The following is a 26,339-nucleotide window of genomic DNA, read 5'->3' as shown; positions in this document are numbered from 1 at the left end:
GTTTAAGCCCGCTGCACCATGAGATACGTTTTTTACACAGGGATGGAACCAACGAATGCAGGCTAACTGGAACTGGGGCATTTTTTTTGAGCAGGCGCCGTTCGGAAACGTCACCTACTTTAGCTGGCTGGTGGACGGCTTTTTGACGACAGTGGCCCTGTCTGTCTGTGCCTGGATTCTGGCTTTTCTTCTGGGCTCTTTTTTCGGTATTCTCCGCACTCTGCCCAACAAGATTCTGAGTAACATTGGCACGGCCTATGTGACCATTTTTCGTAACATACCTCTTATCGTTCAGTTTTTCATATGGTACCTCGCAGCACCCGACCTGCTGCCCTACAAAGCTAGCGTATGGTTTAAGGCAGAACTGAACCCCAACATCCAATTTTTTGTCATTGCCACCTGCGCGCTGGGTTTCTTTACCGGGGCGCGCGTCTGTGAGCAGGTCAGGTCTGGCATTCAGGCGCTCTCGCGCGGACAACGCTACGCCGCCCTGGCCCTTGGCCTTACGCTGCCGCAGACCTATCGGCATGTTCTGTTGCCCAATGCCTACCGCATCATTATTCCGCCGTTGACCTCAGAAATGCTCAATATGGTCAAAAACACCGCAGTCGCTTCAACTGTGGGACTTATAGAACTGACCGCACAGGCCAACCGCCTTCTGGAATTTTCTGGCTACGCGTATGAATCGTTTATTGCGGTTACGCTTGCCTACGCCTTCCTGAATTTTGTGGTCATGCGTTCCATGAAACTGCTGGAGAACAAAATGCGTTTGCCCTCCATGAGCACAGGAGGCAAAAATGTTTAGCATAGACTGGAGCATCATCCAGCAGAGCCTGCCCCTGCTTGCGCAGGGGGCATTGGTAACGCTCAAGATCACCATCACGGCCATTGCCTTTGGCATGGTGATAGGCACGTTGCTTGCTGTGGCGCGCATTTCTGTTTACGCGCCCATGCGCTGGCTCTCCGCCGCCTACGTGAACTGCTTCCGCTCCATTCCCCTTGTGATGGTACTGTTATGGTTCTACCTCATTGTGCCGCAGTTTTTGACTTCATTCTTCAATCTTTCGCCGCAAACAGACATTCGGCTTGTTTCCGCCATAGTGGCCTTTACCGCATTTGAGGCGGCCTACTATGCAGAAATTATCCGCGCAGGCATGCGCAGTGTTTCGAGCGGCCAGTATGCGGCATCCCTTGCCCTTGGCATGACCAAGTCGCAAACCATCACCTATGTCATCCTGCCGCAGGCATTCCGCGTTATGACGCCCCTGCTGCTGACCCAGGGCATGATTCTTTTTCAGGATACCGCCCTGGTGTACATCATCGGCCTTGCCGACTTTTTCCGCACCGCTTCCAACATTGGCAAAACAACAGGCTATGAAATTGATATGGTACTGATTGCAGGATCCGGCTACTTTGTGGTCTGCCTCTGTGTTTCAGCCACCGTAACCATGGTAAAAAAGAGACTCAATCAATGATTAATCCCACCGATGAAGCCATGATCATTCTGGAAAACGTATCCAAGTGGTACGGTGACTTCAATGTGCTGAGCCACTGTAGCACGCGCATACACAAAGGCGAGGTTGTTGTGGTATGCGGGCCTTCCGGTTCGGGAAAATCCACGCTGATCAAAACCGTGAACGGCCTTGAACCCGTGCAGTCTGGCAAAATTTTTGTGAACAACACAGAAGTGACCAGCAAAAAGACCAACCTGGCCCAGCTCCGCAGCCACGTTGGCATGGTTTTTCAGCATTTTGAGCTTTTTCCGCACCTGAACATCATCCATAACCTTGTTCTGGCTCAGGAAAAAGTGCTCAAGCGCAACCGCGAAGAATCTATGGAAAAGGCCCACATGCTGCTCAAGCGGGTCGGCCTTGAACAGCAGACGGAAAAGTATCCCTCACAGCTTTCGGGCGGGCAGCAGCAACGCGTTGCCATTGCCCGTGCCCTGTGCATGGATCCCGTGGCCATGCTTTTTGACGAGCCGACCTCCGCACTTGACCCGGAAATGATTAACGAAGTGCTGGATGTCATGGTTGAACTGGCCTACGAAGGCATGACCATGATGGTCGTTACCCACGAAATGGGCTTTGCCCGCAAGGTCGCCAACCGGGTTCTCTTTATGGAAAACGGCCAGATTCTTGAAGACTCCCCCAAGGACAAGTTCTTCGACAATCCGGCAACCCAGCGCGCCAAGGACTTTTTGGCCAACATCATTCCGCACTAATCGCCGCCTCAGGGCGCTGACAACAGCGTAACCCCGGCCTGCTCCCCGATACATGGGGGGAACAGGCCGGGGTTTTCTGTATGGTGCGCACGGCCCACGACCTTAACGAATACCTTTTCCTCAGGCGTATGCCTGTGCGCAATGCCTGCGCTCAATGGCTGCCTGCGCATCGGGGCATGAGAAAAGTCTTCGGCAGACCAGCCTCCATGGCCGAAGCAGGCAGGCAAAGTGGTTTGCGCGAATGCCTTGATATACTGTCAAAAATTCCTCTCCGGGGAGGGAAATTTTTTCCCGTTACAATTTAAATTTTATAACTATCTAAATTATAACAATTTTTTTTGTTGGCACATGGATTGCATCTTGGCGAGTACAGCTTAGTAACCACCAGGAGGTGTCCCATGTCTTTGGTCATTAACCATAATATGATGGCCGACAACACGGCCAGAAATTTAAATGCGCATTACTCGGCACTGGGAAAATCCATGCAGCGCTTGTCGTCTGGTCTTCGCGTCAACAGCGCCGCTGATGATGCCGCAGGTCTGGCAATTCGAGAACTGCAACGCGCCGACATAACCACCCTGCATCAGGGCGCGCGTAACGCGAACGACGCTATTTCCATGATCCAGACCGCTGACGGCGCGCTTGGCATCATCGATGAAAAGCTCACGCGCATGAAGGAACTGGCGGAACAGGCGGCCACCGGTACCTATGATTCCACGCAGCGCCTGATGATCGAGTCCGAGTACCAGGCAATGGCTTCGGAAATTACCCGTATCGCCAACGCCACCGATTTCAACGGTATCCACCTGTTGAACGGCACATTGTCCTCTGACACGCACGATGGCAGCGGCATGACGGCTTCCGGCAAGCTGAAGGTTCACTTTGGCACCGGCAACGATTCTGCCGAAGACTATTACTATATCACCATCGGTAGCACCACTGCATCTGCCCTTGGTGTTGGCAATCAGGCCTATGATACCGCCACCAACACATTGCGCGCGGGCGGCACGGTTTCCACGCAGCAGGCCGCGCAGCAGTCGCTTGAGGCCATCACGAAGGCCATTGTGTCCAAGGATAAAATCCGCGCGCACCTTGGCGCGGTGCAGAACCGTCTGGAAAATACGATTACCAACCTGAATACTCAGGCTGAAAATCTCCAGGCTGCTGAATCCCGTATTTCCGACGTGGACGTGGCAACAGAAATGACGTCCTTTGTCCGCAACCAGATTCTCACCCAGTCTGCGGTGGCCATGTTGTCGCAGGCCAACTCCTTGCCGCAGATGGCCATGAAGCTTATCGGCGGTTAGGCCATCATAAACTAGGCTGTGGTGGACCAAAGATGGGAGGCCCGGGGGCTGTGCCCCCGGGCCGGGACAATCCCGATTATGCACGCATGCTTTGCAGCGGCATATTGGGGGATTTGTCAGTTCTTTTTTGGTATTGCAGTAGATTCAAGAACGTCAAGCGCCTGCTGGGCGGCATTTTGTTCCGCCTTTTTGCAGCTGCTGCCAGTGGCGGCAAATTCGGTTCCATCTGGCAGCCGCAAGGCTATCTCAAAAATTTTGGCATGCTCCGGCCCTTGGCTGCCCATGCGGGTGTAGAGCGGCGCTTCGCCAAAGCGCTGTTGCGAAGCTTCCTGAAGCCGGGTCTTATAGTCCTTGGGCATGGTCTTGCTTGCAGCCGTGGGCCAGCGGTCGGCAAAAAGCCGCGCTACCACGCCCTGGGCGGCAGCAAAACCGCCGTCCTCATACACGGCAGCAAGCACGGCCTCCAGCGCATCGCTCAACACGCCATCACGATTGCGCCCTCCCTGGCTTTCTTCTCCCCGTCCCAGTTTCAGCAAGGCAACAAGCCCAATCTTCCGTGCCCGCTCCGCAAGGCTTACGGTGCTCACCAGATGCGCCCGCATCTTGGTCAGCTCGCCTTCGCGCGCATCGGGAAACCGCCTGAATAACTGGGCAGAGACACACAGTTCAAGCACGGCATCGCCTAAAAATTCAAGACGTTCATTATGGTTTTGCCCTGTGCCGCATTCATTGGCCCACGAGCTGTGCGTCAGGGCAAGATCCAGCAGCGCGGGCTTTGTAAAGACATACCCGAGCACGGGTTCCAGCACTTTGGCCGCTGCTGCGGGGTCTGTATTGATGGGTGCGTCAAAATTCTGCATGCCCGTACTGTAGTCATTTCAAAACTGTTGGCAACATAAAATACCTTGACATGCGTTGCGCCAATGCCTAGGTAAAACCAACGACTACCGAGGAGTTGAGCATGGCTTATGATATCCGTTTGATGAAGCTGGTGACGGGCGAACTGGTCATCGGCAAGTATGACGCCGACAAGGACTGCCTTAACGAGGTGGCCACCCTTCAGACTGTCCCCACCCAGCAGGGTGTGCAGATGATGCTGTTGCCCTACGGCTATCCCTTTGAACCTGATTTTACGGGCAGCATTGAGGGAAAAAATTTCCTCTACCGCTATGCCAACACCCCCAAGGAACTGCAGGACAAGTACATCGAAGCCTGCACCAATCTGACCGTGGCCGGCGGCCTCGGCAAGATGCAGTTCAGCTCCGAACCCTTTGGCGGTTCCGGCAGCGGCCTTATCAAGTAATTACAAGTAAAACTCTTGCAGCAAACCCCTTTGCGCCCGGCGGCTTTGCCGACTTTGACGGCGCAATACCCGAGAAACGGGGTTTGCCATCACTCTTGGGGCGGCGCAAAACGCCGCCCTTTTTGCACCCTTCGCCTTTTTCTCCAACCCACACAAGGATAGACATGCGCCCACTGCTGCCCCTATTGCCCAAACCCAGCCGCTATGCGGGCATTGAGGACAACGCCTGCCGTAAGAACCCCGAAGACGTACGCCTGCGCGTGGCCTTGGCCTTTCCCGATACCTATGATGTGGGCATGTCCTACCTTGGGCAAAAAATTCTTTACAATATCGTCAACAGCGAACCGCGCTGGTGGGCAGAACGCGTCATGGCTCCTGAAAAGGAAGCCGCAGATATCCTGCGCGCACACAACACGCCTCTGGCCACGCTGGAATCAGATACGCCCCTGGGCAGCATGCACTGCCTGAGCTTTTCCATCACGCACGAGCTCTGCTACACAAATGTGCTCTACATGCTCGATCTGGCGGGCATTCCGCTGCGCACGGCAGACAGGCCGCAAAGCCTCACCCAATGCCCCCTGGTTATTGCTGGCGGCGGCGCGCTGCTGAGCGCGGAACCGCTGACCCCCTTTGTGGACATTATGGTGCTCGGCGATGGCGAGGAAAGCCTCCCGGACGTGCTGCGCATGCTCGAAAAAGCTCTGGATCTGGGCTGGACGCGCGATGAAATGCTGCTGCAATCGCGCACCATTCCCGGCGTATACGTGCCGTCCCTTTTTCAGCAGGAATTTGACGCCGCAGGCGCTCCCGTGTTCCCGCTCAAGCCCCTGCGTGACGACTACCAGCGCCCCACCCGGCGCATTGTGGCCGATCTCAACAATGCGGCCTACCCCACGCGGCAGGTTGTGCCTGTGGGCGCGGTGCACAATCGCCTCTCGCTCGAAATCGCGCGCGGCTGCACACGCGGCTGCCGTTTTTGCCATGCGGGCATGGTTTACCGCCCTGTGCGCGAACGCTCGCTCGACAATATCAATGAACTCCTGACCAAATGCCTGAACGAAACGGGCTTTGACGAAATTTCCTTCCTTTCTCTGAGCACGGGCGACTTTTCCGCCTTGAAAACCCTGAGCTTCGGCGTGCTTGACCGCTGCGCCCGCGAACAGATCAGCCTCTCCCTGCCCTCGCTGCGCGTTGGCTCCATTGATGACGAAATCATTGAGCGCATGGCCGATCTGCGCCGCACGGGCGTGACTCTCGCCCCCGAGGCTGGCAGCCAGCGTCTGCGCGATGTCATCAACAAAGGCGTTACCGAAGAAGGCCTGCTGCTGCACGCGCAGAAGCTGGTCGAACACGGCTGGCGGCTTGTAAAGCTCTATTTCATGATCGGCCTGCCTACAGAAACGGATGAAGACCTGTCGGCCATTGCGGATATCTGCCGTAAGGTGCGCGATGCCGCAGGTCGCGGCAACCCCCGCTTACAGGTGACAGCCGCTCTTTCGCCCTTTGTTCCCAAGCCCTTCACGCCCTTCCAGTGGGTGCCGCAGATCGGGCAGGATGAAATCCAGCGCCGCGTCAATCTGGTGCGGACGCAGTTCAAGGGACAAAAATTCCTCAAGCTGCGTTGGCACGAACCCGCCATGAGCCACCTTGAGGGTGTCTTGTCGCGCGCAGACCGCCGCATGGCCGATGTGGTGGAAAAGGCCTATCGCAAGGGTGCGGTGTTTACGAGCTGGATGGAACATTTTTCTTTGCCGCCCTGGCTTGAAGCCCTTGAAGAGTGCGGCATCAGCGCGCAGGAATGCACCGGCCCGCGCGAACCCGGCGCGGCCCTGCCCTGGAGCCACCTTGAAGCTGGCATCTCCGAGGAATTTCTGCTGCGTGAACGCGAACGCGCCCTGACGGAAAAAATTACCGATGATTGCCGCTACGGCGCTTGCCGCCAGTGCGGCGCCTGCGACACCAAGGCTGGCCCTTCGCGCATGCAACACGCATCCGCCCCGGCAGACTCGGACGAACCCGACCAGCCCCTGCACCGCAACAGGCTTATTTTGCCGCAGCGCGACCAGATGGCCCACGCGCCCACTCTGGACGAGGAAGGCCGCCTTGTATGCCGCCCGCAAACCAGCCGCCCGCCCAAGATCACGGCGGAGCTGACCGTCAAGGCGGCCCAGTACCGCCTGTGGCACAGCAAGGCTGGGGGCAGCGCATATTTGAGCCAGCTTGAATTGCAGGCCGTGCTTGACCGCGCTCTGCGCAGGGCTGCCATGCCCCTGGCATTTTCGCAGGGTTTTCACCCCATGCCGCTGCTCTCCTTTGGCCGTGCGCTGCCTGTGGGCGTGGAAAGCCAGGCGGAGTGGTTTGCCCTTACCCTGCACAAAAATTTGCCGCCGGAAGAAGTAGCCGCGCGCCTGGCCCCCCTGCTGCCCCCCGGCATGACCGTACTGCGGGTGGAGCCTGTGGAGAAAAGCCGCCGCACAGAACAGGCCGTTGCCGAGGCCTTTACCCTGCGCATGCCCACTCAGGAAGAAACCGCGGCTGCGGCTCGCTGTTTTGCCGAATTTGCAGAGCTGCCCGAGCGCATGTTCACGCGTGATACCAAGAAGGGCCCGCGCACAGCAGATATCCGACTGATGTTGCGCGACTGGTCCACAGAGACCAATGCAACGGGCCAGGTGGAGGCCGTGACATTTGTGGCAGACTGGAGTAACGGTTATTTGTCACCTATGGTTTTCTGCATGGCAGTGCTAGACACCCTGGGAACACCCGAAACTCTGCGCCAGCGCATAGGCTTGCTTAAAACAGCGCAGATATTTGCGGACGGTCAATCCTATCCAGAGTAACCATATGCCGCATACGACACCTGCCTGGTTCTTTTTTGGCGATTCGCTGACGCAAGGCGTTAACGATTGCCTCATGCCGGGCGGGTGGGTAAGCAGGCTGGCGGTGCTTGCGCACAAAACAGGCCTTTGCCCCATACCACGCTCCACCTTTTATAATCTTGGCGCGAGGCGGCACGGCACGGCTGACATTGCCGCCCGCTGGCGGCAGGAGCTGGAAAACAGGCTGATACCCGGCATGAAGCCGCACCTTGTTTTTTGTGTGGGCGTGGTGGATATGGCTGCCCCAGGCGGCGGTCAGCCAGCAGACCCGGCATTGACGGCAGCGCTGCTGCACCCCGTGCTGGAAGAAGCGGCAGCAACCGCCCCCACACTGGTGATCAGCCCGCCACCCGTTGCGGCTGCGGAAGCGAACGCCCGCATCGCGCAGCTGTGCAAGCTGCAGCAAAGGCTGTGCAACCAGCGCGGCATTCCGTTTGCGCAGGTGCATGAGCTTTTGATAACTAATTCCGTCTATATGGACGATCTGAGCGATGGGCTGCACCCCGGATCACAGGGTTGCTCCCAGATGGCGCAAACGCTGCTGGCGCAGCAATGCGTAAGTGAATTCATGCGCGCCGCGCAGTAGGAGAACACAATGGGTTCATGTATTCCCTTTATTGATGAACAGCCTTTTGCAGAACGTGTCAAAACAATGGCGGATGACGAACTGCTCGAAATCTGGGAAGAAACCCAGCAACTTGAAAGCATGTTGTCCAATGCCCTGCACACAGATCTTGCCTTGGCCCCTGATTATGAAAAAGTCATTGTGGAAGAGCTGTTTCTGCGGTCGAGCCGCCGGGTACGGCAGCAGCCACTGGGCAAATAATTCTCTTTTTTTCTATTGATACGGCACCTGCACACAAATGCCGGGGCCGTTTTTCTCATTGCAGCTTTTGCCTTGCAGCGCAGGATCCCTGCGGCGGCAAAACGCCCCACCAGTCAGACCATCGCAAGACAAAAGGCTTGCGCACTTTCAGCGGCAGGCGCTGGTGCGACCCATCATCTCCCCTCTTTTCCCAGTTCACTACGAGATCAAATGAGTGCTTGGCAGTGGTCAACAGTTAAGACAGGCCGGGCATAGCCCGGCCTGTCTTAAATACCCTTTCGGCATGCGTGGTGTGAACTCCGGCATGCTGCCAGCACACCGCAAGCGAGCGGCTGCAAGGCGGTCATACCCCGCGCGGCGGGCGCAACCAGAGAAATCCGATGCCAGCATACCGTCTTCTTTCAAATCTGCTGGCAACGGCAACACCGGATGCTGGGCTACGGGCTACACGGACGTCAACATCTCCAGGTCGTCGCCAGAAAGCAGCTTATCAAGGTCAAGCATGATAAGCAGGCGATCCTGCAACTTGCCCACGCCGCTGATGTAGTCCGAGTCCACCCCGGCAACAACCGGTGGCGGCGGTTCCACCGTGCTCGCGGGTATGCGCAATACCTCGGAGACGGCATCGACAACAAAGCCCACGATGATGTTGTTGATTTCAATGACGATAATCCGCGTGTTTTTGTCATGCCCCTTGGGTGCAAGACCAAAACGCCGACGCAGGTCAATGATGGGGATCACCTTGCCGCGCAGATTGATGACGCCTTCCACAAATTCCGGAGCGCGGGGCACCTTGGTGATTTCCATGGTGCGGATGATCTCCTGAACTTTCAGGATGTTCACCCCGAACTCTTCTTCACCGATGCTGAACGTCACCAGTTGCAGAAGTTCGTCTTCCTGTTTTTTTTGACTCAGATCCATGTCTGCTCCCTTGTCGCAAGTAGGCCGCAGTCGTGTGCAGAAAAATTACATGAGGGACAACCCTTGGGCCGTAAACCTCTTTTCCATTTCAAGCACTGCTGTATGGTCACACATTAGACAATATCGGCAGGGCAGTAAAGAACCATAGGGCAATCTACGAAAAAGGCCATTATTTTTCATAAGTTTCGTTCAGGGCCTGCTCAAGTGTCCGGGCGCTATACACATCGCGCAACACAAGCGGCTGCCCGGCCTCGTCCCCGGCGGGGAAAATGGCTGTGAGCGGAATACTTTTGCTGCCCAGAGCGTCCAGCAGGCGCACCGCATAGGCATTGGCGTTGGTCAGATCCACGCGTACGAGTTCCATGCCGTACCGGGCCTGAAGCTTGCGCATGCGCTCGTCCGTCAGCACTGTGGCTTCCATAAATTTGCAGTTGGGGCACCAGTTGGCGGTAAATTCAAGCAGCATGGGCTTTTTGCCAAGGTTGGCCTCAAAAGCCTCCGGCGTGAATTGCCGCCAGTGCGGCAGGGGCGCAACAGGGCGCAGCACCCAGAAAACAGACGCCACCAGCAGCCCCACGCCCAGCACGCCCATGATCTTGCGTCTCAGGGGCGGCGCGGTTATGCCGCAATACTGCCCCCACAGCCAGGCACAGAGCGAAAGCACCAGCAACACGGTGAGCACCTGCATGTGCCGCTCAACAGGCAGCACAGAAAGCAGGTAAAGGGCTGTGCCCATGAGCATAAAGCCCACTATGCGCTCAAATACGTGCATCCATGCCCCGGGTTTTGGCAAAATTCGCGCCAGATCGGGCCAGAGGCAAAACAGGATGTACGGCAGGGCCATGCCCAGCCCCACAGCCCAAAAGACCACAACAACAATGATGAGCGGCTGGGTAAAAGCCCAGCCCAGTACGCCGCCCAGCAGTGGGCCGCTGCAAGGCGTAGCCAGAAATGTCGAAACAAGGCCTGTAAAATATGCCTGCAAGCAGGGATTTTTGCTGTTGGCCCCGGTCTTGAGGTCAATAACCGGCAGGCTGAACACGCCAAGGGTGGACAGCCCCATCAGAAAGACCACCAGCAGCATGACCATGAGCACAGCCTGATTTTGATAAAGCTGCCCCCACATGAGGTCTGCAAGCCCCAGCACAAGGGCCAGCGCGCTGAACAGCGTCATGACCCCAGCTGCAAAGCAGAGGTTGTGCTGCCGAAAACGCTTGAGCCCTGCGGCATCACGCCCGCCAACCATGAGCAGTCCGCTGACCTTGAAGGTAAGCACTGGCAGCACGCAGGGCATGGCGTTGAGCAGCAGGCCCGCGAGTATGCCAAACAGCAGGGCCTTGCCCAGGCCGGAAATTTCCATGGAATCATCAAGAAAACGCGGAGAAAGACGCACGTCAAAACCATCCGGCGGCGGCAGCTTTTCAATGCTTTCATCAGCCAATGCTCCGTTGGTGGCCTGCGCTGGCTCTCTGGCCCACGTATCGCCCGCCGCATCATCGTTGCCGTCCTCCTCCGCCGGGGTTGCTGGCGGCGCCGCAGGCGCGCGATGCTGCAATTCCTGCCACTGTATGCGCCAGGGCATGCCGCTGAGGGGCGCTGATTCGCGCGCAACCATGCCCGTCACTTGTTCATTGACGGGCATGCACTTGCGGCTGGAGCATAACAGCATGCTCAAATCAGCCACAAAGGGCTTTCCTGCGGCATCGGACGGCAAGGGGATGTAAAATGTCACGTTGCCTTCGTACACGTTCACAGTGGCCGCTGGATCGTAATAATCCCGCTGAACTGCTCCATCGGGGTAATACACGGGCAAGGCCCGGCCCCCTGCTACAGAAAAAGCCACAGTGGTGGGTCTGCCCGCCTCGCCCGGTTCGTGCCCGTAGGCGTGAAATTCCGCAGGGATAACAATATGCAGCGCAGCAATCAGGTTTTGCCCGTCGCGGGCAGTTTCAAGCCTTGGTTGCAGATCCTCGGCCCGCGCCCCAAAACTCATAAAAACAGCGGCGCACAGCACTACGAGGCCTGCGCACAGCGCTCGCCAGGCCGGGGCAAGCGGCATGGTGGAAGCTACGGCCAGTTTGTCATATTTCAATGCATTATCTCTTTTTAGCTGATTTTTTTCAAATTGCTTGACAGGCAGGGCCGCATAAGCGTAAACACCTTTTCACGCAATGCGGGTCATTAGCTCAATTGGTAGAGCAGCTGACTCTTAATCAGTTGGTTCGGGGTTCGAGTCCCTGATGGCCCACCAGAAAATTCAGGTTCGCGGTTCAACCGCGAACCTTTTTTTGTTGTTGCTTTATGTTTTTTCATGGCGTTCACCTGTTGCAAGACAATAGCCGCTCCTCGAAGGCAAGTCTAGACAAACGCTTTCCGGCCACGCCACTTGTGAAAACCGCAGCTTACGCTTTTCTGTTCGCATTTACCCACTCCAGCCCTTTGCCAGCCCATCACAGACTGATTCTGCCCATTCAGCTATCGAATTTTCCTAACAGTCTTGCAGACATAAATATTCCAACCGCACACCGGGCGTGAAACCAGACAGGCTGGCACAGACGCTACGTCACAGCTACGGATTTTTTGCCGCACCACGCGACTAGCCGCTCTTTCATCTTTCTGCTTGTGCCAAAAAAAATTTCAATACCTTGCTGCGCGCTGTCCAATTTGCTCGGCTGGCAGCGGCAGGAATCCCCTGCCCCAAACAAAGTATCGCACCACAAAAAACAAGGCCCGCTTGGTCATGCCGTCCCCGGAGGAACGCGTACGCCAAGCGGGCCTTTACAGCCAGAAAGGGCGGCTACAGCGTTATTTACTCATGCTGGGCGGCAGATGTTTGCTCTGCTTTTTCAGCTTGTAGCCCAGCCACACAAAGGCAATCCAGATGGGGGCAAGCATTACCGCAAGGCTTTCACCAATGATCACAAGCACTGTGAGCACCATGGCCATGACCAGCAGGCACAGGTAGTTGGTGAAAGGATGCCAAAGGGACTTGAAATAAATAACTTCGCCAGCCCGAACCATGGCAGCGCGGAACTTGAGGTGCGTCAGGCTGATCATGGCCCAGTTGATGACCAGAGCGGCCACAACAAGCGACATGAGCAGGCCAAGGGCCTTGCCGGGCATGGCGTAGTTGATGATGACGCAGATCAGCGTGGCAAGAGACGAAATCAGCAGGGCATACACAGGCACGCCGCGAGCGCTGACCGTACCGAAGGCCTTGGGGGCGTTGCCCTGCAGCGCCAGACCAAACAGCATGCGGCTGTTGCAGTAAACGCAGCCATTGTAGACGGAAAGGGCCGCCGTGAGCACCACAAAGTTCAGCACATGCGCAGCAAAAGGAATACCGATGAGGTCAAAAATCTGCACAAAGGGGCTGGCTACCATAGCCTGGGCCCAGTGGCTTTTGTCCACGGGTGCGCCAAGCTGGCTCCAGGGGTGCAGGGTCAGCAGCACAAGCAGCGCGCCGATGTAAAAAATAAGAATGCGGTAGATGATCTGGTTCACAGCCTTGGGGATGGTCACACGCGGGTTGTCGGTTTCCGCAGCGGCAATGCCCACAAGTTCCAGCCCGCCGAACGAAAAGGCCACAACCGCCAGTGCGGTAAACACGCCTTCCCAGCCATGCGGCAAAAAGCCGCCGTGGGTCCACAGGTTGCTCACCGCCGCGTCAGGGCCAGCGTGACCGCTGAACAACAAAAAAGACCCCAGCAGAATCATGGACACAATGGCCACAATCTTGATGGAGGCAAACCAGAATTCCATTTCGCCAAAAAGGCTCACATGGCAAAGGTTTACGCCAGTGATCAGCAGGAAGAAAAAGGCCGTGGTCTGCCATGGCTGGATGCTGGGAAACCAGTATTGCACGTATACGGCAACAGCCGACAGCTCGGACATGCCCACCAGAACATACAGAATCCAGTAGTTCCAGCCAGAGAGCAGACCGGGAAAATCACCCCAGTACTTATGGGCAAGGTTGCTGAAAGATCCGGCAACGGGTTCTTGCGCCATCATTTCGCCAAGCTGGCGCATGATCATGAAGGCAATGAAGCCGCCAAGCGAGTAGCTGATCAGAACAGCTGGGCCAGCCATCTGGATGGTGCCGGCCGAACCAAGGAACAAGCCCGTGCCAATGGCTCCGCCCAGGGCAATGAGCTGTACATGCCTGTTTTTCAAGGCTCTTTTCAATTCTGGTGTTTCGTTTTTCATTTGCAGCTATTTGGCTATGCGGCCACTCCCCGCCAGAGTCGCCCAGTTGCACAAAATCCGGTATGCGGCCGGCCAATCCTCTTGTCGTCAAAAACGAAAGGCGGCTTCCACAACAAAACCGGCCTTTCGCGCACATTCGCCTTTTGCCCGGCCAGCAGCAGACGGCTGACCCAACATTCCACAGGCCGCAATACAGCCCGCCGCTGCCATAGGCACTGCGGTGGGCAAACCGCGTATGCGGCCCTGCGCCTGGCACAATAACAAAACGCCGCTCGAAAACAAGCGGCGTTTTGCGTCAGACCAACTATTTGGGCTGTTCGGCAGTGGCGCCCGTACCGGAGCCGCCCTGCTCAGATACATCCCTGGCGTCAATGATCCTCACGCCAAACTCGGCCACGCCATCGGGCGGCGCGTAAAACAGCACCATAAACGGCACTTCGCCGCCGCGCGGTACATTGGTATTGTTGGTGAGAATCTCAACCTTGTTGTTGAGGAAGGATTCCATTTCTTTCTCACTCAGCACCTGGAGCTGAAAAAGTGAAAGCTGCACGCCACCGAGCTGTTTTTTGACAGCCAGGGGTTTCTTGTCTTTATCGTAGATGGCGGCTTCAATGGTAATGAGTTCCTTTGGCTGCGGAAACTCGTTAACCACCCTGCCCTCTACCACAAAAACCTTGCCCACCTTTTCATTATCAACATAATACTGCCGCACGTTGCGCATGGTCAGCAGTTCAACCTGCTTGGCAATTTCCTGCTCATTGGGCTGCTTGGCAGCATTCTTGAGCGAATAATAATACCAGCCGCCGCCTGCACAGGCCAGCACCAGCACAAAAATCAGCGCCAGTTTGACCAGTGGCAGCTTCTTTTTGATGGGCATTTCCGGCAGCGGCCCCTGTTCGGCCAAGGGAACTTCCGGCTCGTAGGTGAAAACCGTCTTGCAGACCGAGCAACGCAGCTTGACGCCCGGCTTGGCAAGCTGATCCGGCAAACTGAAGCGGCTACTGCAATTGGGACACTTTATTTCCATGCCATTACTCCAAAACCCACCGGCTGCCGGAGCCGGGAAAAGCCTATTCTGGAATCACTTCAAACACGCCGGGCAACATACGGTAATGCTCGGCGTAGTCCAGGCCATAGCCCACAATGAACCCCTGGTTCAGCTTGAAGCCCGCAAAATCGACCTTAACGTCTACTTCCCGGCGTTCATCCTTGTCCACCAGTGCAGCCAGACGCAGACTGCGCGCCTTGCGCGCCGCAAACTGCCCGAGCAGAAAACGCATACTGTGCCCGCTGTCCACGATATCTTCAACAATCAGCACATGCTTGCCGCAAATGTCAATCTCCACATCTTTACTGAAGATCACATGCTTGGAACTGGAAGACCCTTTGCCATAACTAGACAGGCGGACAAAATCCAGCTCCAGATTTTTGTTATGCAAAAATCGAACCAGATCGCTAAAAAACATGAAGCCACCCTTGAGCACACACACTGCCACCATCGGTTCATCACCGTACTCGGCGTTGATCTCTGCGGCCAGCTCCTGGATCCGGGCTGCAATCTGCTCCGGCGTAAATACCGGTTTCAGTTCTTTTACCTTGATGTCGTTAGCCTTGGGCATGCACCTCTCCTACGTCCTTTGCAGCGGAATCCAGTTCAAAATAGACGGCCGTTTCGTCGCAGTTGGGGTACTTAGCGCAGTGCACGCAGTCGGCCCATATTTTTTGCGGCAAAACATCCTTGTCCACAACCCTGAAACCCAGGCGGGCAAAAAACGCCTCCTGGTATGTAAGCGCAAATACTTTCTGAATATGCAGGTCGCGGCATTCGCTGAGGCAGGCGTTGACAAGCTCCCGGCCCGTTCCCAGGCGGCGGGCTTCTTCACGCACCACAAGCGAGCATATTTCGGCCAGGTCTTCCCACACCGGGGCAAGGGCGCAGCAGCCCACTATCTCGCCAGCCGTATTCTCCGCAACCATAAAGTTGCGCACATGCCCATAAAGATGGATCAGCGCGCGGGGCAGCAAAAGCCCTTTCTGGGCGCATTGCAGCAAAAGCCCATGCATGGACTTTACATCGTCCATGTGGGCTTTGCGCACCACAAGGGTATTTTCCATTATTTCTGTTCCAGCAGCTTTTTAAAGACCATTTCGACCATTTCGGCGTCCGCCATGCCGGGTTCAGAAAGAATGAGCTGGCCATCCTTGCTGTAGAAGGCATTGTGAGGAATCTGCGAAATCTTGAACGCCCGCGCCACTTCGCGGTCAGCGACAAAGACGGGGTATGTCATCTTCATCTTTTCCACAAAGGGGGGCACAACCTTGGAATCTTCATCAAGGGAGATGCTCACGATAAGCACGTCTTTTTCCGCGTACTTTTTGCGAACGTTCACAAGCTCGGGGATTTCAACGCGGCACGGAGGGCACCATGTGGCGAAGAAATTGAGCATGATGACCTTGCCCTTGTTTTTGGCAAGCATATCCGTCAGCCCGGCCAAATTCAGGGTGGGAACCGATGACGAGGCCGCCAGCGCCGAGCACGGCAAAGCCAGACACAGCAATAAGGCCAGGATGAGTTTCTTCATAGTTTACCCGAAGTTTTGAATGAGGAGCAAAGGCCGCGCCGGGGCGCGGCTAAACAAACTGCTTGGCGGCCTTTACCGCACCTACGGCGTCAGCGCAATACGCATCTGCGCCAATGACATCGGCAAAAGCCTGCGTAACGGCAGCCCCGCCCACCAATACCTTGATGGGCAAAGCGCGCTCCCTGACGATTTTGATGGTGTCTTCCATGCGAACCATGGTGGTGGTCATCAATGCCGACAAGCCGATGATACGCGCGTTGTGCTTGAGTGCGCAAGCAACAATGGCTTCTGCCGGAACGTCCTTGCCCGCGTCCACAACGTCAAAACCGTGGTTGCCGAGCAGCAGCGAAACAATATTTTTGCCAATATCGTGAATATCACCTTCGACCGTGGCCATCACAACAACAGGGCGCGTTTCCGGGCCTCGCCCGGCCTCCAGCAAAGGCTTGAGATGCGCAAAGGCGGTCTGCATGGTTTCTGCCGCGCGAATGAGCTGGGGCAAAAAATATTCCCGCCGTTCATAGCGCGCGCCCACTTCCGTAATAGCCGGAATGAGCGTTTCCTGCACAAGGGTAAAGGGGTCAGCGCCCGCGTCAAGCTCTGCCGTAAGCAGGGGCAGCACATTTTCCTTGTCGCCGTTGAGCACGGCCTCGGCAAGGGTTTTGGCCGCCGCCCCGCCGCCCTGACGCACCTGCACGGAGCCTTCGCCGGGCTTCCAGCCGGAATAGGAGGCTATAAATGAGGATGCGTGGGCATCGTGGTTGCACAGCACCTTGAGCGCGTCTGCCGCCTCGCGCAGCCGCTGGGCCGAGGGGTTGGCGATGCACGATGTAAGCCCCGCGCCAGCCGCCAGGGAAAGAAACGTGGAATTGAGCAGTTCACGCGCGGGCAGGCCAAAAGAAAGATTTGAAAGGCCAAGCGTTGTGGGCAGGCCGTTGGCAGCGCACCAGCGGGTCATTTCCAGGCACTGGAGCGCGCTGTCCGCGCTGGAGGATACAGCCAGCGCGAGAATGTCCACCATCATCAGCCGCCGCGAAATACCCATGCCCTCGGCCTTTTCGATCAGGCTCTCCACCGTGCGGATGCGCTCTGCGGCTTTTTCCGGCAGATGCGCCCCCTGGAGGGGCAGCAGAATAAAGGGCGCGCCAAAGTCGCGGCACAAGGGGCCGAGCGCTTCCATGCGCCCAGTCTCGCCGCTGATGGAATTCACCAGAAACGAACCGGGACAGTACGGCAAGGCGTTGGCAATGGCATTGGCATTGGAGGAATCTATGGAGAGCGGCAGGGGCAGCCGCCCCACAAGGCGCTGCACGAGTTCGGGCAAAAGCTGGGTTTCGTCCACCAGGGGCGCGCCCACGTTCACATCAAGCACAGTGGCTCCGGCATCCACCTGTGCGTCGGCCAGTTGCATGGCGACGTCAAAAACTCCGGCCTGAAGCTCCTGCGTAAGAGCCTTTTTGCCCGTGGGGTTGATACGCTCGCCAATGATGGTCAGGGGCTGGCCCACAGCGATGCGCACCATCTGGGAGCGGTTGGTCAGGCAGATGCCCTTGCGCGATACCGGGGGCGGCGTGACGCTGTCCATGCCGCGCAGGGCCTGCGCAAGCGCCGCCAGATGAGCGGGCGTGGTGCCGCAGCAGCCGCCAAGTATGCGCGCGCCAAGGTGGGCGAAGGGGGCGGTTTTTTGCGCAAAATCTTCCGGCCCCAGAGGGAACACGGTTTCATTACCGCGCAGCTCGGGCAAACCGGCATTGGGTTCGGCCATGACCGGGCATTCGCACACGCCGAGCAGTTCCTGCACCACGGGCAGCATTTGATCCGGGCCGAGGCTACAGTTGGTGCCCACCACATCCACGCCCATGTTCTGCATGGTTTCGGCAAAAATTGCGGGGGTGGAGCCGGTAAGGCTCACGCCCTGTTCAAAAGTCATGGAGACCATGACGGGCAGGTCGCATTCCTGCCGGGCAGCCGCCACGGCGGCTCTGGCTTCGGCCAGATCAAATTGCGTTTCAATAAATATGAGGTCGGCCCCGCCCGCCACAAGCCCGCGAATCTGATTGGCAAAGGCCGCGATAAGATCGCGCGGTTCCACCGGGCCGAGGGGCTTGGCAAAATGCCCCGTGGGGCCCACATTGCCCGCCACAAAGACAGGGCGGCCAGCCTGTGCGGCGGCTTCCCTGGCAATTTCGACCATGCGCCGGTTGAACGAAAAAACGTCCAGGCTCTTGGGCCGCTTGTAAATATTGCCGCCAAAGGTGCACGACGTCAGCAGATCAACGCCCGCGTCCAGATAGGCCTTGTGGATGCCGCGCAGGGTGTCGGGGTTTGCCATGCAAAATTCTTCGGGAGTCGCGCCAGCGGGCATGCCCGAGGCCTGAAGCATGGTACCCATGGCACCGTCGAGCAAAAGTGGCCTGCCAAGGCCGAGGGCTTGTCGAAATGTCATCGTCGTCTCGCTCTGTTCCCAGCACAGTCGCCGCAAGCCAAAGTGCACCTTTGCCTTCCGCCTGCATTACCTGTATGCTGGGGCTTCCGTTGTTTGAGGCCGCTGATTCCGTAAGGATTTTGCGAACCGGAACATGCGGGCCGACCCGGGGCTGAACGCCGCCGGGGCCGCAAAACCGCGCCGCGCATTAAACCCGGCAGGCCTTTTACTACTGAAAAACACTGAAAAGAACAAACCAAAACTATAGCATTAAACATTGCGGCCCGTTACAGGCAGCGATGCTCAGACATAAATATCATGAAAAAAGATAGTCCGATAGCTCCCAAAAACCCGCGCAGCGCGCAAAAAGCGGAAGAAACCGAAATTTCCTCGCCTGAGGTGGAAATTCTGGATGCTCCCCCTTCGCGCAAGCGGGCAGCCCCTGCCGGGGGCGGCACACGTGGCGCTGCCGCCAAGGCGCGCTCCCGCACGACCGAAGGCAAGGCCGCCAAGCAGAGCATTATTGATGTGGATGGCTCCGCCGCGCGCGAGGTTCCAGCAGATTCCGTATCTGACGATCAGGACGATGACGACGCCCTCGCTGATTCCCCAGAAGATGTGGACGTTGAGCTGGACACCAGCGATCACGATATCGATCCCTTTGTTCTTGATGCCGACCACGAGGGCCTGCCTGCGCCATCCACACCGCGCCTGCCTGCTGTGGGGCCACGCGACAGCCTGCACCTTTACCTGCGCGAAGTAAGCCGCTTCCCCCTGCTCAAGCCGGATGAAGAGCACGAGCTTGCCCTGCGTGTGCGCGACCACAACGATGCGGATGCGGCATTTCGGCTGGTTTCATCGCATCTGCGGCTTGTGGTGCGCATTGCCATGGACTTTCAGCGCAGATGGATGCAGAACGTGCTCGACCTTGTGCAGGAGGGCAACGTGGGCCTCATGCGCGCGGTCAACAAATTTGACCCCGACAAGGGCATCAAGTTTTCGTACTATGCTTCGTTCTGGATCAAGGCTTACATACTCAAGTTCATTATGGACAACTGGCGCATGGTCAAGATCGGCACCACCCAGGTGCAGCGTAAGCTGTTCTACAATCTGAACCGCGAGCGCCAAAAGCTGATCATGCAGGGCTTTGACCCGGATGCGGCCATGCTTTCCGAGCGCCTTGGCGTTACGGAAGACCAGATCAACGAGATGGATCAGCGCCTTGCGTCCACCGATATGTCGCTGAATGTGCCCGTGGGCGAGGATGCCGGCGGCGCAACACGCATGGACTTTTTGCCCGCGCTCGGCCCCGGCATTGAAGACAGCCTCGCGCGCGACGAAATCGCCAGCCTGGTGCGCAGCAAGCTCAAAACCATACTGCCCAGGCTGAACGAAAAAGAGCTGTATATTCTGCAAAATCGCCTGCTCACGGATGAACCTGTAACCTTGCGCGAGATAGGCGAACGGTATAACGTCACGCGGGAACGAGTCCGCCAGCTTGAAGCGCGGTTGCTGGAAAAGATCCGGCAGCATCTGGCTGTGGATATCAAAGACTTTTCAGACACATGGATACAATCCTGATATGAAACGTAACCACGTTGCGCTGCTATGCGCTCTGGCCCTGACTGCCGCCACCTCCTTTTCCTTGCTGGGATGCGGCGGCTGTTCCGGCGCCAGGCACCAGACTGCTGAAAAATCGGACACGTCCGCTGCAGAATCTGCCGCGCCATCTGCCACAGCAAAGGCCCAGCAGCACGACCTCAAGGGCGTATCGCTGCGCCCGGTTGAAGCAGAGCTTTCGCCCAATGCGCTCAACACCTACGCCTTTCTTGTTTTTGCGCAGGCCATGAACAATGAGGACGACAACGCCCTTGCCGCAGCGTCGCCGCTGCTGGCCAAGGCGCACATGCCCGTCAACATCTGGCTTGAAGGCGGCGTGTGGCTGCTCAGCCGCAAGTCTCCCCATACCGCTATGGTCATGGAGCAGGCCCTGAGCGTCTGGCCCGATGATATTTCGCTCAATCTGCTCTATGCCGAAGCCCTCATGGAAAAAGGTTCGCCCGAGCTTGGCGTCAAGCTCATGCGCGAATACCTTAAAAAGCACCCCGATTCCGTAGATGCCCGCATGGAGCTGGCCCTGCTGCTGGTCAAAACCAAGCAGTATCCCGAGGCCGAAAAGCTGCTCAACAGCGTTACGGGCAAGCAGCGCACCCCGCTGGTGGATTATTATCACGCCCGGGCGCTCATCGGCATGGACAGGCCCAGTGAAGCCGTGGCCTATCTGCAGCGCGCCATCAAGGATACGCCCGATTTTGTGGAGGCTCTGGCCGAACTGGCCTTCATCTACGAGCAGAAGCCCGACCTCAAGGCAGCGCGCGGCGTTTACGAAAAACTGCTCAAACTCAATTTTTCGTCGCAGGATGTGCTGCTGAGGCTCATCAATATCTCGCTGCGCATGGGCCAGCCCGAACGGGCGCTCAAGTACATGCAGCAGGGGCCGGACAGTACGCCTTTCAAGCTGACTGTCGCCAGCATGTTTATGGATTCGCGCCACTTTTTGCAGGCGGAGAGCCTGCTCAAACAGATAGTTGCGCAGGGCGATGCGCCCCACGATGTGTATCTGCTGCTGGCCGAGCTGGCATATGACCAGCGCCGCGATCTGGACATGGCTTTCTCCTGGCTGGATAAAATCCCGGCTTCCAGCAAGTCTGCCGTGCGGGGCGTACTGCTGCGCATCCAGTTGCTGGCAGAGGCTGGCCGTGATGCCGAGGCCCTTGACGCCGTGCGCAAGGCCACAAGCGCCAACCCCGACTCCTCCGAGCTTGTGGAGGTCGAGGTGCGCCTGCTTGCGCGGAAAAAGCAGATGAAGCAGGCCCTGGACGTTGCCCAGAATGCCATAAAGCGCTGGCCCAACAATGCAGAAATGTTCTTTCTGCTCGGCTCTCTTCAGGATGAAACCGGCGACAAAAAAGCCGCTTTCAAAACCATGGAAAAACTCCTGGCCCTGCATCCTGACAATTATCAGGCCCTCAACTACGTGGGCTACACCCTGGCCGAGGAAGACCGCGACCTTGACCGCGCCCTGACGCTTCTTGTGCGGGCCAACGATCTGGCCCCCAACCAGTCCTATATTATAGATTCTCTGGCCTGGGCTTATTTCAAGGCTGGAAAACTCGATGACGCCCTGAAGGAAATCCGCCGCGCCGTTACGCTGGACGAGCATACGGATGCCTCCATATGGGAGCACTATGGTGATATCGCCGCGCGGGCTGGCCTTAAGGATGAAGCCCGCACCGCCTATCAAAAGGCCATGGAACTCAAACCCGACAATGCGGAAGCATTGCGGCAGCGGCTTTCACATCTATGAAAAAACTAGTTATTTTTTGTTGTCTGGCGCTGCTGTGCGCCTGCGCCCGTCAGCCCGTGCTGGAAACCTCGCCCGAAAACCGCGCCGTGCTTGAACAGCGCTGGCAAAAGTTTGCGGCTGTCAGCTCTGCCGACAAGTCTGAACCCTATCGCCTGCAACTGAGCCTGCGCTTTGGCACAGAGGGCGACACGCGGCGCGTCACGGCCCTGTTCTGGGGCAACAGCCAGCGCCAGTTGCGACTGGATGTTATGGCGGGCGTGGGCACCACTGTTGCCAAGATACTTGAAGACGGACAGCATTTTCTTGTGTACAGCCCCAGCGAAAACAAGGCCTACTTCTATCAGGGCGCTACCAAGCCCCTGCTTCAGGTTGGCGTGCCGGTTCCCTTCAACCTTGTGCATCTGGCCGACCTGCTCAATGGGCGGTACACGGCGGTATTTGGCAACCAGTTTGACAAAACCGCCTTTTCTGCCGACGGCAAGGCCCTGTACGACCTTCAGGGTCAGCCCGGAGGCCGCCTGATCATCAACGAGCAAGGGCTGCCCGTGGAATGGCAGGAACAGGCCAACGGCAAGGGCTGGAGCATGGAAATCCTGTATTCGGATGATCCCAAGCCGCTGCCCCGCCGTCTGAACCTTGCCCATAGCAACGGCAAACGCGCCATTGTGCTTATCAAGGAAAGAGAAAAGGTTTCCCAGCCCTTTACAAAAGAGCAGATGGCCTTACCCCTTCCTGATGACGCTCCCCTGCTGCCGCTCGCCAAGTTCAAGCAGCAGCAATAGTTTTGACCTGACGGGACGCGCCTTACAGCTGCGGCCCGGTATCGGGGCAACGCGCCTTAACCGCCAATACAGAAGTGTTAAATGCTCTAGCGGTGCGTCCGGCCAGTCCGGGCGCACCGTGCGTACCATTGCAGGAGTATACATGCAGACCATTCATATTGCCTCAGACCACGCTGGCTATGCGCTGAAAGAACACCTTGTCCAGTTTCTTGCCCAGAAGGGCATAAACGTGGTGGACGACGGTACCCATTCCACCGAAAGCTGCGACTACCCCGTGCTGGCGCACAAGCTTTGCGCCGCTGTGGAAAAAGAGCAGGGAACAGGCATTCTCATTTGCGGTACAGGCATTGGCATTTCCATTGCCGCCAACCGCCACTCCGGCATCCGCGCGGCCCTGTGCGCCACAGAGCTTCAGGCGCGCCTTTCGCGCCAGCACAACAACGCCAATGTGCTCTGCCTCGGTGCGCGCATCATCGGCGTGGAACTGGCTCAGGCCATTGTTGAAGCTTTTCTGTGCGCTTCCTTTGAAGGCGGCAGGCACCAGCGCCGCATCGACATGATCAATCTTCCCGGTCAGGCCGGGTAAGGGATATACATGCTGCTCTACAATACCCTGGGCCGTAAGAAGGAAGAGTTTGTTCCCGTTCATCCGGGCAAGGCAAACATGTATGTTTGCGGCATAACGGCCTATGATCTTTGCCATATCGGGCATGCGCGTTCCGCTCTTGTTTTTGACGTGCTCGTGCGGCAGTTGCGCCATACAGGGCTTGAGGTCCGCTTTGTGCGCAATTTTACAGACGTGGACGACAAGATCATCAACCGCGCCAACAAGGAAGGCCGCGACTGGCGCGAGGTTGCCCAGACCTACATAACCGCCTTCCATGAAGACATGGATCGCCTGGGCGTGCTGCGGGCCGATGAAGAACCCCGCGCCACCGACTTTATCCCGCAGATTCAGGCCATCTGCTCCACTCTTATTGATTCGGGCAAGGCCTACTCCACGCCCTCCGGGGACGTGTATTTTCGTGTGCGGGCTTACGAGCCCTACGGCAAACTCTCTGGCCGCAGCCTGGACGATCTGCTCTCCGGCGCGCGCGTAGCACCCGGCGAAGAAAAGGAAGACCCCCTGGATTTCGCCCTGTGGAAGGCCGCCAAGCCCGGCGAACCTTTCTGGGAAAGTCCCTGGGGCAAGGGCCGTCCCGGCTGGCATATTGAGTGCTCGGCCATGAGCCAGCCCTATCTGCCGCTGGATATTCACGGCGGCGGGCAGGATCTTATCTTCCCGCACCACGAGAACGAGATCGCCCAGTCCGAAGCTGCCTGCGCCTGCTCGCTGGCCCGCTACTGGGTGCATAACGGCTTTGTGCAGGTAAATGCGGAAAAGATGTCCAAATCCCTGGGCAACTTCAAGACCATCCGCGATATTCTTGAAAACTATCTGCCTGAAACCCTGCGCTTTTTCCTGCTGGGCAAGCACTACCGCAGCCCCATCGACTTTACCGCCGACAGCATGGACGAAGCGGAAAAAGCCCAGCACCGCGTGTACACAGCCCTGCACGAAGCGGGCAAGGCCCTTGCCCGCGACAAGTGGAAAAAAACGCCCCTGCCGCAGGAAATGGCCGAGGAATGGGCCGCGCTGCCCAAGGCTTTTGATGCCGCCCTTGAGGATGACATCAATACGGCGCAGGCCCTTGGGCAGGTTTTTGCCCAGGTACGCCTTGTGAACCGCCTGCTGGAAGACAAGGCCCTGCGCGCAGCCGAAGCCGGACGCGACCTCTTGCAGGAATTTCTTGCCCGCGCGCAGGAATGGGACAAACGCCTTGGCCTCTTCGGGCAGGCCCCGCAAGCTTTTCTGGCTGATTTGCGCAGCCAGCGCGCCACACGCAGCAAGATTGACGTGCCCCGAGTGGAAGAGCTAATGCTCGCCCGGCAGGAAGCCCGCGCCAGCAAGGATTTTGCCCGCTCGGATTCGCTACGTCAGGAAATTCTTGATCTGGGCGTCAGCGTACGCGACACCCCCGAAGGTCAGGTTTGGGATCTGGAATAAGCCGCTGCCCGCGTCGGTCTCCGACGCGGGCGCTTTTACTGCGGCATCATGAGGACGCCATGTTGCATCGTGTTGCCCTGCGCCGAGTTATGGCGCTGTTTGTTCTGCTGGCATTTCTGTCAGCCCAGCTTGTGGCCGTACCGGCCCAGGCCTTCTTTTTCGGCGGTGTCACCATCAAGGACGAAAAAGAGATGGGCCACAAGTTTGACGTGATGATCCGCGCAAACATGCCCATTGTGGAAGACCCAGAGGTGAGCCAGTACGTCAACCAGATCGTAGACCGTCTGGTCAAAAAAATTCCGCCGCAGCCCTTCAATTTCAAAGCCGCCGTTATCCTGCACAATTCGCTCAACGCCTTTGCCATTCCCGGCGGCTACGTCTACGTGTTCACCGGCCTCATCATGAACATGGAAAAGGAAGAAGAACTCGCAGGCGTTCTTGCCCATGAACTGGCGCACGTAACCCAGCACCACGTGGCCTCACGCCTTGAACGCGCGCAGTTTGTGACCCTTGGCTCCCTGCTGCTGGCCATTGCGGGCGTGGCGGTGGGCGGCTCCAGCGGCGGCGCGATTGCTGTGGGCGCGCTGGGGGCCGGACAGTCGGCCATGCTCAACTACAGCCGCATGGACGAAACCGAAGCCGACCAGATTGGCCTGCAATACCTTGTGGCTGCGGGTTATCCCCCGCAGGGCATGGTGGGCGGCTTCAAGGTGCTGCGCCAGAAAAGCTGGATGAGCGGCACCAGCGTACCGACCTACCTTTCTACCCACCCTGCCATTGGCGACCGCATCAACGGGCTTCAGGCCCGCATTGAGGGCATGGGCAAGTCTGTGCAGGGCCGTACGCAGGACAACACCAAATTTATCCGCGTCAAAACGCTCCTCTGGGCGCGCTATGGCGACGCGCAGGCTGCGCAGCAGCGTTTTTCGGGCAAGGACGGCCTTTCATGCATGGGGCGCGGTATTGTGCTGGCCCGTACCAACCGGGTTACTGAGGCCAGCAAGGCCTTTGACGAAGCCCTCGCCGCTTCGCCCAACGATCCTCTGGTGCTGCGCGAGGCTGGGGCATTCCACTACCGCAAGGGCGACATGAGCCGTGCTGATGGCTTGCTGCGTCAGGCCATGCGCCTTGACCCGCGCGACTACATGGCCTCTTTTTTCTATGCCCGCATGCTTGACGAAACGGGCAGGCAGGCGCAGGCCGCGCAGTATTATAAAGATGTGCTGCGCTACGTGCCGGAAGACGCCGAAGTTCACGAGGCCTACGCCCGCTCGCTCGGTAAAACGGGCGACACTGCCGGGGCCTATATCCACATGGCGTACAGCGCGCTGTATTCCAACAACAAAAAACAGACCGAGCGCTACTTTAACCAGGCCAAGGCCTTGTCGGGCAAATCTGCAAATCCGCGCGATTTTCAGAAACTTGAGGCCGCCTACAAAGAGCGCAAGGAAATATGGGAAAAGAACTGAT

The 26,339-nt window shown here is 57.6% G+C and carries 23 protein-coding genes and 1 tRNA gene; 15 read left to right on the top strand and 9 right to left on the bottom strand.

Features of this window, described 5'->3' with window-relative positions:
* Positions 1-55 precede the first annotated feature (55 nt).
* The 4 genes from RDK48_RS02170 to RDK48_RS02155 all read left to right on the top strand — a co-directional run bounded on the left by RDK48_RS02170 (position 56) and on the right by RDK48_RS02155 (position 3,531).
* Positions 56-805, top strand: coding sequence for an amino acid ABC transporter permease (locus RDK48_RS02170; RefSeq protein ID WP_298994302.1), 750 nt, complete (start codon positions 56-58; stop codon positions 803-805).
* Positions 798-1,475 carry an ABC transporter permease subunit gene (locus RDK48_RS02165; RefSeq protein ID WP_022659397.1) on the top strand — a complete coding sequence of 226 codons (678 nt, stop codon included), beginning with the start codon at positions 798-800 and terminating at the stop codon, positions 1,473-1,475. Before RDK48_RS02170 ends, RDK48_RS02165 begins: the two co-directional genes overlap by 8 nt.
* Positions 1,476-1,495: 20 nt before the next feature.
* On the top strand, positions 1,496-2,224 hold the full coding sequence (locus RDK48_RS02160; RefSeq protein ID WP_027180933.1) for an amino acid ABC transporter ATP-binding protein: 729 nt from the start codon (positions 1,496-1,498) through the stop codon (positions 2,222-2,224).
* A gap of 398 nt (positions 2,225-2,622) precedes the next feature.
* On the top strand, positions 2,623-3,531 hold the full coding sequence (locus RDK48_RS02155; RefSeq protein WP_298994304.1) for a flagellin: 909 nt from the start codon (positions 2,623-2,625) through the stop codon (positions 3,529-3,531).
* 116 nt (positions 3,532-3,647) lie between these two features.
* Here RDK48_RS02155 and rnc read toward each other — a convergent pair whose 3' ends face one another.
* A complete protein-coding gene (gene rnc, locus RDK48_RS02150) occupies positions 3,648-4,391 on the bottom strand; it encodes a ribonuclease III (protein WP_298994307.1) in 744 nt (247 codons plus the stop codon).
* Between the two features lie 101 nt (positions 4,392-4,492).
* Here rnc and RDK48_RS02145 point away from each other — a divergent pair, with 101 nt between their 5' ends.
* The 4 genes from RDK48_RS02145 to RDK48_RS02130 all read left to right on the top strand — a co-directional run bounded on the left by RDK48_RS02145 (position 4,493) and on the right by RDK48_RS02130 (position 8,539).
* The gene (locus RDK48_RS02145) at positions 4,493-4,834 is read left to right on the top strand and encodes a hypothetical protein (RefSeq protein ID WP_298994310.1); all 342 of its coding nucleotides are present in this window, start codon (positions 4,493-4,495) and stop codon (positions 4,832-4,834) included.
* Positions 4,835-4,998: 164 nt separating this feature from the next.
* On the top strand, positions 4,999-7,674 hold the full coding sequence (locus tag RDK48_RS02140) for a TIGR03960 family B12-binding radical SAM protein (RefSeq protein ID WP_298994313.1): 2,676 nt from the start codon (positions 4,999-5,001) through the stop codon (positions 7,672-7,674).
* Positions 7,675-7,678: 4 nt separating this feature from the next.
* Entirely contained in the window at positions 7,679-8,299 is a 621-nt protein-coding gene (locus tag RDK48_RS02135; protein WP_298994315.1) for a GDSL-type esterase/lipase family protein, read from the top strand.
* 9 nt (positions 8,300-8,308) lie between these two features.
* Entirely contained in the window at positions 8,309-8,539 is a 231-nt protein-coding gene (locus RDK48_RS02130) for a hypothetical protein (protein WP_298994318.1), read from the top strand.
* Positions 8,540-8,983: 444 nt separating this feature from the next.
* On the opposite strand, the gene RDK48_RS02125 is transcribed toward RDK48_RS02130, so the two are convergent.
* Both RDK48_RS02125 and RDK48_RS02120 read right to left on the bottom strand, forming a co-directional pair.
* Positions 8,984-9,460: a chemotaxis protein CheW gene (locus RDK48_RS02125; protein WP_022659383.1), complete on the bottom strand. Its 477-nt coding sequence runs from the start codon at positions 9,458-9,460 to the stop codon at positions 8,984-8,986.
* Between the two features lie 169 nt (positions 9,461-9,629).
* Positions 9,630-11,552 (bottom strand): cytochrome c biogenesis protein CcdA, encoded by a 1,923-nt coding sequence (locus RDK48_RS02120; protein WP_298994323.1) that lies wholly within the window; start codon positions 11,550-11,552, stop codon positions 9,630-9,632.
* Positions 11,553-11,635: 83 nt separating this feature from the next.
* Between RDK48_RS02120 and RDK48_RS02115 the strand changes: the two genes are divergently transcribed.
* Positions 11,636-11,711 (top strand) — tRNA-Lys (locus RDK48_RS02115).
* A 554-nt stretch (positions 11,712-12,265) separates the two neighbouring features.
* Here RDK48_RS02115 and RDK48_RS02110 read toward each other — a convergent pair.
* From RDK48_RS02110 to RDK48_RS02085, 6 genes are all read right to left on the bottom strand, one after another.
* The gene (locus RDK48_RS02110; protein ID WP_298994326.1) at positions 12,266-13,633 is read right to left on the bottom strand and encodes an amino acid permease; all 1,368 of its coding nucleotides are present in this window, start codon (positions 13,631-13,633) and stop codon (positions 12,266-12,268) included.
* A gap of 337 nt (positions 13,634-13,970) precedes the next feature.
* Positions 13,971-14,693: a zinc-ribbon and DUF3426 domain-containing protein gene (locus RDK48_RS02105; protein ID WP_298994329.1), complete on the bottom strand. Its 723-nt coding sequence runs from the start codon at positions 14,691-14,693 to the stop codon at positions 13,971-13,973.
* Between the two features lie 43 nt (positions 14,694-14,736).
* Positions 14,737-15,285, bottom strand: a complete 549-nt coding sequence (hpt, locus tag RDK48_RS02100) for a hypoxanthine phosphoribosyltransferase (RefSeq protein ID WP_298994331.1) — start codon at positions 15,283-15,285, stop codon at positions 14,737-14,739.
* Positions 15,272-15,781 (bottom strand): N-acetyltransferase, encoded by a 510-nt coding sequence (locus RDK48_RS02095; RefSeq protein WP_298994334.1) that lies wholly within the window; start codon positions 15,779-15,781, stop codon positions 15,272-15,274. The genes hpt and RDK48_RS02095 overlap by 14 nt, the downstream gene beginning before the upstream one ends.
* Positions 15,781-16,248 (bottom strand): TlpA disulfide reductase family protein, encoded by a 468-nt coding sequence (locus tag RDK48_RS02090; RefSeq protein ID WP_022659376.1) that lies wholly within the window; start codon positions 16,246-16,248, stop codon positions 15,781-15,783. Before RDK48_RS02090 ends, RDK48_RS02095 begins: the two co-directional genes overlap by 1 nt.
* Positions 16,249-16,297: 49 nt before the next feature.
* Positions 16,298-18,694, bottom strand: coding sequence for a homocysteine S-methyltransferase family protein (locus RDK48_RS02085; protein WP_298994338.1), 2,397 nt, complete (start codon positions 18,692-18,694; stop codon positions 16,298-16,300).
* A 297-nt stretch (positions 18,695-18,991) separates the two neighbouring features.
* On the opposite strand from RDK48_RS02085, the gene RDK48_RS02080 reads away from it, so the two are divergent.
* The 6 genes from RDK48_RS02080 (at position 18,992) to RDK48_RS02055 (ending at position 26,338) form a co-directional block, all read left to right on the top strand.
* Positions 18,992-20,254: an RNA polymerase factor sigma-32 gene (locus tag RDK48_RS02080; protein ID WP_298994342.1), complete on the top strand. Its 1,263-nt coding sequence runs from the start codon at positions 18,992-18,994 to the stop codon at positions 20,252-20,254.
* Position 20,255: 1 nt separating this feature from the next.
* On the top strand, positions 20,256-22,040 hold the full coding sequence (locus RDK48_RS02075; protein WP_298994345.1) for a tetratricopeptide repeat protein: 1,785 nt from the start codon (positions 20,256-20,258) through the stop codon (positions 22,038-22,040).
* Positions 22,037-22,822: a lipoprotein insertase outer membrane protein LolB gene (locus RDK48_RS02070; RefSeq protein ID WP_192111900.1), complete on the top strand. Its 786-nt coding sequence runs from the start codon at positions 22,037-22,039 to the stop codon at positions 22,820-22,822. Before RDK48_RS02075 ends, RDK48_RS02070 begins: the two co-directional genes overlap by 4 nt.
* 142 nt (positions 22,823-22,964) lie before the next feature.
* A complete protein-coding gene (gene rpiB / locus RDK48_RS02065; RefSeq protein ID WP_298994347.1) occupies positions 22,965-23,408 on the top strand; it encodes a ribose 5-phosphate isomerase B in 444 nt (147 codons plus the stop codon).
* A 9-nt stretch (positions 23,409-23,417) separates the two neighbouring features.
* Positions 23,418-24,869, top strand: a complete 1,452-nt coding sequence (gene cysS, locus RDK48_RS02060; protein ID WP_298994349.1) for a cysteine--tRNA ligase — start codon at positions 23,418-23,420, stop codon at positions 24,867-24,869.
* Positions 24,870-24,928: 59 nt separating this feature from the next.
* Positions 24,929-26,338, top strand: a complete 1,410-nt coding sequence (locus RDK48_RS02055; RefSeq protein ID WP_298994351.1) for a M48 family metallopeptidase — start codon at positions 24,929-24,931, stop codon at positions 26,336-26,338.
* Position 26,339: the final 1 nt, after the last annotated feature.

Source organism: uncultured Desulfovibrio sp. (assembly GCF_902477725.1).
Taxonomy (GTDB): Bacteria; Desulfobacterota; Desulfovibrionia; order Desulfovibrionales; family Desulfovibrionaceae; genus Desulfovibrio.
The sequence above is the reverse complement of the archived record's forward strand: the minus strand, read 5'-3'. Positions and strand labels throughout refer to the sequence as shown.

Excerpts from the sequence above, each read along its gene's own strand:
- RDK48_RS02155 (WP_298994304.1), top strand. The coding sequence starts at position 2,623 with ATGTCTTTGGTCATTAACCATAATATGATGGCCGACAACACGGCCAGA.
- cysS (WP_298994349.1), top strand. The coding sequence starts at position 23,418 with ATGCTGCTCTACAATACCCTGGGCCGTAAGAAGGAAGAGTTTGTTCCC.
- RDK48_RS02165 (WP_022659397.1), top strand. The coding sequence starts at position 798 with ATGTTTAGCATAGACTGGAGCATCATCCAGCAGAGCCTGCCCCTGCTT.
- RDK48_RS02145 (WP_298994310.1), top strand. The coding sequence starts at position 4,493 with ATGGCTTATGATATCCGTTTGATGAAGCTGGTGACGGGCGAACTGGTC.
- RDK48_RS02170 (WP_298994302.1), top strand. The coding sequence starts at position 56 with ATGCAGGCTAACTGGAACTGGGGCATTTTTTTTGAGCAGGCGCCGTTC.
- hpt (WP_298994331.1), bottom strand. The coding sequence starts at position 15,285 with ATGCCCAAGGCTAACGACATCAAGGTAAAAGAACTGAAACCGGTATTT.
- RDK48_RS02130 (WP_298994318.1), top strand. The coding sequence starts at position 8,309 with ATGGGTTCATGTATTCCCTTTATTGATGAACAGCCTTTTGCAGAACGT.
- RDK48_RS02125 (WP_022659383.1), bottom strand. The coding sequence starts at position 9,460 with ATGGATCTGAGTCAAAAAAAACAGGAAGACGAACTTCTGCAACTGGTG.
- RDK48_RS02095 (WP_298994334.1), bottom strand. The coding sequence starts at position 15,781 with ATGGAAAATACCCTTGTGGTGCGCAAAGCCCACATGGACGATGTAAAG.
- RDK48_RS02140 (WP_298994313.1), top strand. The coding sequence starts at position 4,999 with ATGCGCCCACTGCTGCCCCTATTGCCCAAACCCAGCCGCTATGCGGGC.
- RDK48_RS02055 (WP_298994351.1), top strand. The coding sequence starts at position 24,929 with ATGTTGCATCGTGTTGCCCTGCGCCGAGTTATGGCGCTGTTTGTTCTG.
- RDK48_RS02075 (WP_298994345.1), top strand. The coding sequence starts at position 20,256 with ATGAAACGTAACCACGTTGCGCTGCTATGCGCTCTGGCCCTGACTGCC.
- rpiB (WP_298994347.1), top strand. The coding sequence starts at position 22,965 with ATGCAGACCATTCATATTGCCTCAGACCACGCTGGCTATGCGCTGAAA.
- rnc (WP_298994307.1), bottom strand. The coding sequence starts at position 4,391 with ATGCAGAATTTTGACGCACCCATCAATACAGACCCCGCAGCAGCGGCC.
- RDK48_RS02085 (WP_298994338.1), bottom strand. The coding sequence starts at position 18,694 with ATGACATTTCGACAAGCCCTCGGCCTTGGCAGGCCACTTTTGCTCGAC.
- RDK48_RS02070 (WP_192111900.1), top strand. The coding sequence starts at position 22,037 with ATGAAAAAACTAGTTATTTTTTGTTGTCTGGCGCTGCTGTGCGCCTGC.
- RDK48_RS02160 (WP_027180933.1), top strand. The coding sequence starts at position 1,496 with ATGATCATTCTGGAAAACGTATCCAAGTGGTACGGTGACTTCAATGTG.
- RDK48_RS02080 (WP_298994342.1), top strand. The coding sequence starts at position 18,992 with ATGAAAAAAGATAGTCCGATAGCTCCCAAAAACCCGCGCAGCGCGCAA.
- RDK48_RS02105 (WP_298994329.1), bottom strand. The coding sequence starts at position 14,693 with ATGGAAATAAAGTGTCCCAATTGCAGTAGCCGCTTCAGTTTGCCGGAT.
- RDK48_RS02090 (WP_022659376.1), bottom strand. The coding sequence starts at position 16,248 with ATGAAGAAACTCATCCTGGCCTTATTGCTGTGTCTGGCTTTGCCGTGC.
- RDK48_RS02135 (WP_298994315.1), top strand. The coding sequence starts at position 7,679 with ATGCCGCATACGACACCTGCCTGGTTCTTTTTTGGCGATTCGCTGACG.